This is a genomic window from Ignavibacteriales bacterium, assembly GCA_026390815.1.
GTDB lineage: Bacteria > Bacteroidota > Ignavibacteria > Ignavibacteriales > SURF-24 > JAPLFH01.
This window is the reverse complement of sequence record JAPLFH010000003.1, coordinates 100,390-107,772: the sequence shown is the minus strand read 5'-3', so window position 1 is coordinate 107,772 and position 7,383 is coordinate 100,390. Positions and strand designations below refer to the sequence as shown.

The following is a 7,383-nucleotide window of genomic DNA, read 5'->3' as shown; positions in this document are numbered from 1 at the left end:
ATAGCCCCGACCCTGCTTACCGTAGGCAGGTTTTCAAGTCGGGGAAAGAATATTCTCCAAGAATTTAGGGCTTTAGCCCAACATTAGGATTGTACTTGCCTACTGCAAGTAGGTTGGACTAAAGTCCAGGATTTTTTGAGGATTCCGATACTCCGGCATAAATGCCGGAGCTATTCAAGTACAAAATTTCCTTAGGTTGACGCCTATGCGTGAAAACCTGCTTGCAGCAGGCAAGCGGGAATCCAAAAACTTTTATAAATACAATAGATTCCCACTCCCGCCTACCGCTGGCAGGCTTGCCTACTGCAGGCAGGCTTGCCTACTGCAGGCAGGCTTGCCTACTGCAGGCAGGTTCGTGGGAATGACAACTGGGCAATATTAGCTTATTAGACTGGACTCATCTATTGTTAACATTTATAAAAGTAAAAACGACTGAAATTTTCAAATAATCTTCATATTTCGCTTAAAAACGCAATGTCCGTTCCTAAAAACTCACGATTTGTTATAATAAACCAGTAATTTGTTTTAATTAGGCGGCAGTTTCTTTTAATTAATTAACAGTTCGTTAAAACAAACCTGTAATTTGTTTTAATGTATGGCTAATCAATTTTAATAGACCATAAATTAATTACAATAAATCATTAATGCGTTTTAACTAAATATCAATTTGTTAAAACTAATCGGCAATTTATTTCAATTAATATTCGTTTCGTTTTAATTAATACTCAATTTGTTAAAACAGCATACGGATAAATTCTTTTCCGCTGATAATTGTTTTCTGCTTTTTTTACTTGCTTTATAATTTTAATCTTATATTTTATCAGTGGAAGTTTATACAACTTTCTTACTTGTTCTTAAATAACTATTTTCTAAATAAAATGAGGAGTTAAGAAAATGGCAACCGAGGATTTAAAACTCTACAACGAGATGCTCGGAAGATTGGAGAACCTTGCCAATGGCGTGGCAAAGCACAGTAATGATCAAACGTTTCCCCCCAGCATTACAGAAACTAAAATTCGCCTGGACAAAACTAATCTTATGCAAAAGCGTAAAGATTATGACGATGCGGACAGAATTGCCAAATCAAAATTTGCTGAGTATAATTCACTTTTCAATGAGATTGACAATAACTTCTCCGGCATATCGGGAATGCTTTATAATTTTCATGGCAAACAAAATCCTTTAGTAGAAGATTATGGATTGATGCCTTACAAAAAACCGGGTGGTCCAAAGAAAAAGAAAGAAGCAAACCCTGAGTAATAATTATTACTCAACTTCAAGATGACATCTTTCAAAAAAAGATGTCATCTTTTACTCAGGAATCATTTCGCTGCTAACTCTAAAGTCAGGTTTAATTTTTCTTCACCACGCATAACAACAATTTCAACTTTCTCACCGGGGGAAAATTCATTCATAGCGTACATATAATCGTAAATGTTACTCACTTTCTTTTTACCAAATTCAATTATAATATCACCTGCTAATAATCCGCTTTTTTGTGCGGGGCTTCCATCTGTAACTCCGCTAATTTTGTAACCATCAACCTGCGCTCCAAAATCTGGAGTAGTACCGATATAAACCTTAAATTTGGTTGGTCCGCCAGTATCTTTTCTTGGAACGTTAACATAATCCGGGCGGGTTATGCTTGTATCTAATCCTTCGGCAATCTGGTAAACATAATCCAAAATCTTTGCTTCCATAGTTGAATTTATTTTATCTGCATCATCTGATGGACGATGATAATCGCTGTGGGTTCCGGTAAAGAAAAACAGAACAGGGATTTCTTTAGCATAAAACGAAGTTTGATCGCTTGGACCAAATCCTTCATCATTAAAAGTTAGTTTAAAATTGTATTCTTTATTTGATTTGTTCAAAACATCTTTCCATATATGCGATGTGCCGGTGCCATAAACTATCAAACTTTTTTCGTCATTCATTCTGCCAATCATATCAAGGTTAATCATAGCTGTTATGTTTTTATATGGGATTGATAATTTCTGAACAAAATAATTTGATCCGAGCATACCCAGCTCTTCACCGGAAAATGTTACAAAGATTATACTTCTTTTATTCTTATCCTTTTCAGCGGCAAATTTTTCTGCTAATTCCAATACACCAGTTGTTCCGGAGGCATTATCATCAGCGCCGTTATGTATTTGTTTATCTTTACCGCGGTAAAGTGAACCAGTTTCCCCATAACCTAAATGATCGTAATGTGCACCAATTATAATGTATTCATCTTTCAACTTTGGATCATTGCCTGGTAAATACCCGGCAATGTTTATTCCTTTTCCTTCAACTTGTTTTACTTCTGTTACTAACTCAATTTTAGAGTTTTTAAAAACGAATGATGCTGGTTTTTTAGTTGTGTCAATATTTTGTTGGTAAAGTTTAAAATTCAGCTTTTCCGCTTCAAACATTTTATCAACAAGACTTCTTTTAATATGAATTGCTCCGAGCTCTTTCATTGCTGGCGCTCCATCATAGCTAAGCTTAATTAAATTATCGTCTTCATCCTTTGGAACATAACCGTTTACAAAAATAATTCCTGCAGCGCCTTTTTCCTGTGCAGTTTTTGCTTTTAATCTTAACTCAGCATATTTATCAAACTTTGAGCGGGGATTTTTTTCTTCCGGATTATAACGCATAGCCAAAACAATTTTTCCTTTTACATCTATGCTGGAATAATCATCATAATTCAATTCCGGGGCAGTTATTGAATATCCAGCAAATACTACTTCACCGGAATATTTTACATTATCAGAAAAATTAGCAGCAATAAATTCATCATTAAATTTTAATTGATATTCTTTACCATCAATTAATAATTTTACTTTGTTTGCAATGCCGGCTTCTAATCCAGAAACAAATGGATAGCTTTCTGAATAGTCTTTATCAAAGAAGGGGAGTAATCCATCTTCTTTAAAATCCTGCTTAATATAAGCGGCAGCTTTATTAGCTCCTTCACTACCTGTAAATCTTCCTTCAAGTTCGTCTGAGGCAAGATAGTTTACATGATCCTGAACTTCTTTAACTGTTATTTTTGGGTTTCGTTCATTTTTTGGTTGACTAAAGGAACAACCATAATTGAACATTACGAATCCGACGAGCAGCAGAAATATATTCTTCATTTAATTCCTCAAAGGAAAGTGGTTATTATTGTTTAATTAAATATCGATCATTCAACCCAGTCGGCAATTAAAATATTTGTATCGCCGGGCTTTTTATTAAATCTGTTAGATGCAAAGATAAGATGTTTTCCGTCTTTTGTAAACATTGGAAAACCATCAAACGTTTCGTTGAAAGTAATTTGCTGCAAATTAGTCCCGTCTATATTTACCATATAAAGGTCAAAATTCATAGCACCTTTAGCGCTGTTTATGTTGGAAGAAAAAATAATTCTCTTTCCATCAGGATGAAAGAATGGTGCAAAGCTTGCTTTATTAAAATTTGTAACTTGTTTAATATTTTTCCCATCAGCATCCATTACATAAATTTCTAACGCGGTTGGACGAACCATTCCATCTTTAACTAACTCTTCATAATCAATCAGTTCAGTTTTTGTTTTAGGGCGGCTTGCTCTAAAAACAATTTTCGATCCATCAAGTGAAAAGAAAGCGCCGCCATCATAACCTTTTTGGTAAGTTAATCTTGTTTGATTTTTTCCATCAATATCCATCACGTAAATTTCCGGGTCGCCATCTCGTGTGGAAGTAAAAACAATTTTATCACCTTTTGGTGAAACTGTTGCTTCAGCATCGTATCCATTTGAGTCTGTAATTCTTTTCAGATTGGTTCCATCAGCCTTTGCAAAGAAAATATCAAAACTATTGTACAGCTTCCAAACATATCCTCTCGATCTATCTGGCGGTTGCGGGCAGTTCTCATCAGCAAGATGTGTAGAAGCATAAAGGATTGTAGAATCACCGGGTAAAAAATAAGAGCAAGTGGTTTTACCTTTTCCAGTAGAAATCATTTTTTTGTTGCTCCCATCAATATTCATGGAAAAAATCTGATCGCACATCAAACCGCCGTGTGTTGATTGAAAGATCAGCTTCTTTTCATCAAATGAAAGATATGCTTCTGCATTTTCTCCATCTTGTGTAAGGAATCTGATATTTTTTAGATTTTTTTCTCCAGGAAATAGGAGCGAATCTTTTCCATCTTTTGATCGGGGAAAAAGATTATAAGTGATAAAAAGTAAAGTTGCTGCAATAAGATATTTATTCATTCATTACTCTTGGAATTAAATTTATAAAAACAATAATTAAAAGCTAACTGCTTTATTTATTATACAAAAAATTGTGTTAGAATTCCTACTATATAAAAAACTAAAAACAAGATGCCGGACTAAATAATAATTCCCATACTTATAAACCACGTTTTGGCTTTTCACCACAGCAGTGGGAAGAGGATTTCCCATTCTTTTTGAAATTTATCTAATATTCACTTTGGGTTTGATCTTTTACACTTTTTAACATCTTTGTACTTTACAAATAAATTTAATGAATAATCCGCAAACTGAAATCCATTTTCGTCAGCAACTTCTGATATTACTTTATTTAGTTTTGGATTATTGCGAATAAAATTTTTAAACTTTTGTTCGGCTTCTTTAAGCATTGATCATTTAATACTCTTGTTTAGATTTGTTCTATATAAAAGTAGGATAAGAATAGTTACCAGACAATAATTTTGATAAAAATGGAATTTATTTATATTAAGTATAGTTTTTAAATTGAATTAAATAATATTAAATTTTGTGTAGGTTAAATTCAATTTTCAATTAAATCCAGTTAGGAGAAAAAATGGCAAAGACTTTTGAAATACTTGAACGAGTCGGGATATCAACGGATAGCGTTTCTGACGCAATTAAAACAGCTGTTTATGAAGCTAATCATGAAAAACCAGTAGCCTGGTTTAATGTTTTGGATGAAAGAGGCAGAGTTACATCGGAAGGAAAAATAGAATTTCAAGTAACGGTTAAAATTGGTAGAAAGCTAAGTTAAGTATTTGAAGAATTCGTTTATTATTAATATTTTGTCTTAAGAAAAATTAACCCAAACTTATTTAACAATCTAAATCACTAAACTTAATTTATATTTATTAAAAGGAACTTATGACCTCACGCTTTCTGTTAATAGTTTATCAAGATTAAGGAAACCAATATGCTACAAGAAGGGGATACAGCTCCCACATTTGCATCTAAAGACAGTGACGGGAATCCAGTTGCGTTAAAGGATTTTGCCGGCAGTAAAGTAGTTTTATATTTTTATCCAAAGGATAACACATCTGGCTGCACTAAAGAAGCATGCGAATTCAGAGATCAATTTCCGAATTTTAAAAAATTAAATGCTGTAATTCTTGGTATAAGCGCTGATTCTGAAAAATCACATAAAGGATTTAGCAATAAATATGAATTACCTTTTACTCTTCTAAGCGATCCTGAAAAAGATATTATTACAAAGTATGATGTTTGGAAAGAGAAAAGTTTGTATGGTAAAAAATATATGGGGATTGAAAGAACAACATTTATAATAGATGAAAAAGGAAAAATCATTAAGATTTTTTCAAAGGTAAAAGTTGATGGGCACGTTGAAGAAGTTTTACAAATAATCGGAAACTAAAAAGATGCTTTACGTAACCAGAAGAGAAACTTTCAGTGCATCACATCGATTAAATAATGATAAAATCTCTAATGAAGAGAATGTTAGAATTTATGGAAAGTGTAATAACCAGTACGGTCACGGGCATAATTACACCCTTGAAGTTGTTGTTGCTGGTGATCTAAATCCATTAACAGGTTATGTATTTGATCTTAAATTATTAAAAAAAATTATCAGGGAAAATATTTTAGATAAAGTTGATCATCACCATTTTAATTTTGATGTTGATTTTATGAAAGATATAATTCCCACCACAGAAAATTTAGCAATAGCTATCTGGAACGAGTTGGCGAATAAAATACCATCTGGAAAATTATATTCAATTAAATTATTTGAAACGGAAAACAACTATGTTGAATACAAAGGAGAATAGTAAAATTAACCTTGATGTAATTGAAGCACAGGTAAAAATGCTTCTTGAAGAAATTGGGGAAGACCCGCAACGAGAAGGATTATTAAGAACCCCACACAGAGTTGCAAAGGCTTACGAGTTTTTAACTGCTGGTTACCACCAGGATATAAAAAAAGTAATTAATGGAGCGATATTCGAAGAAAAGTATGATGAGATGGTTATAGTTAAAGATGTGGATTTTTTTAGTATGTGTGAACATCATCTGCTGCCGTTCTTTGGAAAAGTACATATCGCTTATATCCCAAATGGTAAAATTGTTGGCTTAAGTAAAATACCAAGAATTGTAGATGTATTTGCCAGGCGCTTACAAGTACAGGAAAGAATGACACAGGAAATTGCTGATACTATTGAAAAATATCTTCAGCCAAAAGGTGTAGGTGTTGTTTCCGAAGCAAGGCACATGTGTATGATGATGCGGGGTGTTGAAAAACAGAATTCAATTGCCACAGCAAGTGCAATGCACGGATTATTTAAGGATGATGCAAGAACAAGAAGTGAATTTCTAAATCTGATTTCCGTAAACAGGTATTGATGAAAGAATCCAAAGGTAACATCTGGGTAACAGGTGCCAGTTCTGGAATAGGAAAAGAAACAGCAAAGGAGTTTGCAAGAATTGGCTGCAATGTTGTCGTTTCTTCGCGCAGGCATTCAGTGCTTGAATTAATCAACAAGGAACTTGCGGCAGAAAATCTTTCTGTGAATGTTGTTCCTTGTAACATCGCATCTTCATCAAATGTGGAATTAGCAGTAAAAAAGATTTATGAATTAGGACCTATTGATTGTCTTATCAATAATGCGGGAATTACATCTTTCAAAAAAGTAGAAGAGAATTCAATCCGCGAAATAAAAGATATTGTTGAAGTAAATTTGCTGGGATCTATCTTTTGTATAAAGACGGTACTTCCGAAAATGATAGAAAAGAAAAAGGGAACAATTATCAATATTCTTTCAGTTGCTGCAGAAAAACTATTCACCCAAAGCAGTGCTTACTCTGCATCCAAAGCTGGATTGCTTGCCTATACAAATGTTCTACGCGAAGAAGTTAGGAACTACAACATAAAAATTGTAAATATTTTACCGGGCGCTACTAATACAGGTATGTGGGCAAATAGTGTGATAGAAGAATTTGGAGAGAGGATGATGTTGCCTGAAGAAATTGCACGCTTGATTGTTTCCATTTATTTACAGGATAGAAACCTTGTTACTGAGGAGATTGTTGTTAGACCATTGATTGGTGATTTATAAAATCCATTGATATAGTTAATAGAGCAAAAAAAGGCGGGTATAAAACCCGCCTTAAGTAATTAC

At 33.5% G+C, this 7,383-nt stretch carries 10 protein-coding genes; 7 read left to right on the top strand and 3 right to left on the bottom strand.

Annotated elements, in window-relative coordinates; translation table 11 throughout:
- Positions 1–205 precede the first annotated feature (205 nt).
- Together NTX22_00505 and NTX22_00500 are read left to right on the top strand one after the other, a co-directional pair.
- Complete coding sequence (locus NTX22_00505) at positions 206–382, top strand: hypothetical protein (protein MCX6148984.1); 177 nt, start codon at positions 206–208, stop codon at positions 380–382.
- Positions 383–894: 512 nt separating this feature from the next.
- A complete protein-coding gene (locus NTX22_00500; protein ID MCX6148983.1) occupies positions 895–1,260 on the top strand; it encodes a hypothetical protein in 366 nt (121 codons plus the stop codon).
- A gap of 62 nt (positions 1,261–1,322) precedes the next feature.
- On the opposite strand, the gene NTX22_00495 is transcribed toward NTX22_00500, so the two are convergent.
- The 3 genes from NTX22_00495 to NTX22_00485 all read right to left on the bottom strand — a co-directional run bounded on the left by NTX22_00495 (position 1,323) and on the right by NTX22_00485 (position 4,620).
- The gene (locus NTX22_00495) at positions 1,323–3,131 is read right to left on the bottom strand and encodes a M20/M25/M40 family metallo-hydrolase (GenBank protein MCX6148982.1); all 1,809 of its coding nucleotides are present in this window, start codon (positions 3,129–3,131) and stop codon (positions 1,323–1,325) included.
- A gap of 47 nt (positions 3,132–3,178) precedes the next feature.
- Complete coding sequence (locus tag NTX22_00490) at positions 3,179–4,231, bottom strand: hypothetical protein (protein MCX6148981.1); 1,053 nt, start codon at positions 4,229–4,231, stop codon at positions 3,179–3,181.
- Positions 4,232–4,446: 215 nt separating this feature from the next.
- A complete protein-coding gene (locus tag NTX22_00485; GenBank protein ID MCX6148980.1) occupies positions 4,447–4,620 on the bottom strand; it encodes a hypothetical protein in 174 nt (57 codons plus the stop codon).
- 185 nt (positions 4,621–4,805) lie between these two features.
- On the opposite strand from NTX22_00485, the gene NTX22_00480 reads away from it, so the two are divergent.
- The 5 genes from NTX22_00480 to NTX22_00460 all read left to right on the top strand — a co-directional run bounded on the left by NTX22_00480 (position 4,806) and on the right by NTX22_00460 (position 7,320).
- Positions 4,806–5,006 carry a dodecin domain-containing protein gene (locus NTX22_00480; protein ID MCX6148979.1) on the top strand — a complete coding sequence of 67 codons (201 nt, stop codon included), beginning with the start codon at positions 4,806–4,808 and terminating at the stop codon, positions 5,004–5,006.
- Between the two features lie 159 nt (positions 5,007–5,165).
- On the top strand, positions 5,166–5,624 hold the full coding sequence (bcp, locus tag NTX22_00475; GenBank protein MCX6148978.1) for a thioredoxin-dependent thiol peroxidase: 459 nt from the start codon (positions 5,166–5,168) through the stop codon (positions 5,622–5,624).
- 4 nt (positions 5,625–5,628) lie between these two features.
- Positions 5,629–6,036, top strand: coding sequence for a 6-carboxytetrahydropterin synthase (locus NTX22_00470; GenBank protein ID MCX6148977.1), 408 nt, complete (start codon positions 5,629–5,631; stop codon positions 6,034–6,036).
- Entirely contained in the window at positions 6,014–6,607 is a 594-nt protein-coding gene (folE, locus tag NTX22_00465; GenBank protein ID MCX6148976.1) for a GTP cyclohydrolase I FolE, read from the top strand. Before NTX22_00470 ends, folE begins: the two co-directional genes overlap by 23 nt.
- Positions 6,607–7,320 (top strand): SDR family NAD(P)-dependent oxidoreductase, encoded by a 714-nt coding sequence (locus NTX22_00460; protein ID MCX6148975.1) that lies wholly within the window; start codon positions 6,607–6,609, stop codon positions 7,318–7,320. The genes folE and NTX22_00460 overlap by 1 nt, the downstream gene beginning before the upstream one ends.
- The last annotated feature ends 63 nt before the right edge of the window (positions 7,321–7,383 follow it).

Bases quoted from the DNA above. Each gene is read 5' to 3' on its own strand.
- NTX22_00505 (MCX6148984.1), top strand. From the start codon at position 206: ATGCGTGAAAACCTGCTTGCAGCAGGCAAGCGGGAATCCAAAAACTTT.
- NTX22_00500 (MCX6148983.1), top strand. From the start codon at position 895: ATGGCAACCGAGGATTTAAAACTCTACAACGAGATGCTCGGAAGATTG.
- NTX22_00495 (MCX6148982.1), bottom strand. From the start codon at position 3,131: ATGAAGAATATATTTCTGCTGCTCGTCGGATTCGTAATGTTCAATTAT.
- NTX22_00490 (MCX6148981.1), bottom strand. From the start codon at position 4,231: ATGAATAAATATCTTATTGCAGCAACTTTACTTTTTATCACTTATAAT.
- NTX22_00485 (MCX6148980.1), bottom strand. From the start codon at position 4,620: ATGCTTAAAGAAGCCGAACAAAAGTTTAAAAATTTTATTCGCAATAAT.
- NTX22_00480 (MCX6148979.1), top strand. From the start codon at position 4,806: ATGGCAAAGACTTTTGAAATACTTGAACGAGTCGGGATATCAACGGAT.
- bcp (MCX6148978.1), top strand. From the start codon at position 5,166: ATGCTACAAGAAGGGGATACAGCTCCCACATTTGCATCTAAAGACAGT.
- NTX22_00470 (MCX6148977.1), top strand. From the start codon at position 5,629: ATGCTTTACGTAACCAGAAGAGAAACTTTCAGTGCATCACATCGATTA.
- folE (MCX6148976.1), top strand. From the start codon at position 6,014: ATGTTGAATACAAAGGAGAATAGTAAAATTAACCTTGATGTAATTGAA.
- NTX22_00460 (MCX6148975.1), top strand. From the start codon at position 6,607: ATGAAAGAATCCAAAGGTAACATCTGGGTAACAGGTGCCAGTTCTGGA.